General features: G+C 61.4%; 1 protein-coding gene. It reads left to right on the top strand.

Going from position 1 to position 1,136, the window contains the following annotated elements; all coding sequences use genetic code 11:
• The coding region (locus P9273_RS31995) for an ISAs1 family transposase (protein WP_278052560.1) at nucleotides 1-1,130 on the top strand (1,130 nt) is incomplete at its 5' end.
• Nucleotides 1,131-1,136: the final 6 nt, after the last annotated feature.

Genomic DNA, 1,136 nt, shown 5'->3' with positions numbered 1-1,136 from the left:
TTTTGGGACTTGAAGTTAGCCTGAGAAAGGATTCTTTGGGCAGGCAGTCGAGCGAGGGAGAGACTGCCATTTCCAGCCTTGAGAGCTATTTCGGCGCGGTGCCTGATCCGCGTGCTGGCAACGCCACGCATCGGCTTGGCGACCTGATCGTGATGATGATAGCGGCGAGCTTATGCGGCGCGAGCAATGCGACGGAGTTCTCGTTGTTCGCGCAGGAACGTAAGCAGGCGCTATCGCGGTTGATCGAATATGAGGTGGCGCCCAGCCACGACACCTTCTCGCGGCTGTTGCGGCTGCTTGACCCGGAGGCGTTTGGGCGGGCCTTCGCCGCCTTTGCGGCAGGCTTCGCGCGGGCATACCAGGAGGTGGTCTCACTCGACGGCAAGGCGCTGCGGCGAGCCTATGAGAAGGGTCTTGCGGCCAGTCCGCCCCTGACGGTGTCGGCCTTTGCCGCCGAGACACGGCTATGCTTGGCAGCAGTGTCGCCCGGGGAGGGAGAGAATGAGGTCGAGGCAGCCCTCAAGGTCATCGAACTGATTGATCTTACGGGCAGAATGGTCACGGCCGATGCGCTCCACTGTCACAAGCGCATGGCAAAAGCCATCACCGAACGCGGCGGCGACTACCTGCTCGCGCTTAAAGGAAATCGCCGCCATTGGGTAGCTCACGCCAAACAACAGCTGGCCGAAACCACTCCCGCTGTGGCGGAGCAAACCGAAACCAGCCATGGCCGCAACGAGTGGCGGCGAGCCGAGGTTGTGGCCGCAGCCGAGCCGCTGATGCCCGGCCATGAAACCTTCATCCGTATCACCAGTCGGCGCAATCAGGCCAAACCGCTGACGCGCCTGTTCATGGCTTCTACGCTGCTTTCACCGCAGCAGGCGCTCGACCTCACAAGGGCTCATTGGCAAATCGAGAATGGGCTGCATTGGATGCTCGACGTTCACCTGGACGAGGATCTGAGCCGTGCCCGCAAGGACAACGCTCCGGCCAACATCGCGCTCCTCAACCGCATCGCCAGAAACATCCTCCAGGCCGCCGATGCCGACAAAGTCCCCATCAGCCATCGCATCAAGAAATGCGCCTGGAATGATGACTATCTAATCCACGCCCTGACCCATATGCGATAGCCCTGC

Source organism: Mesorhizobium sp. WSM4935, from assembly GCF_029625735.1.
Lineage (GTDB): Bacteria > Pseudomonadota > Alphaproteobacteria > Rhizobiales > Rhizobiaceae > Mesorhizobium.
This window is presented reverse-complemented; position numbering and strand designations above follow the sequence as displayed.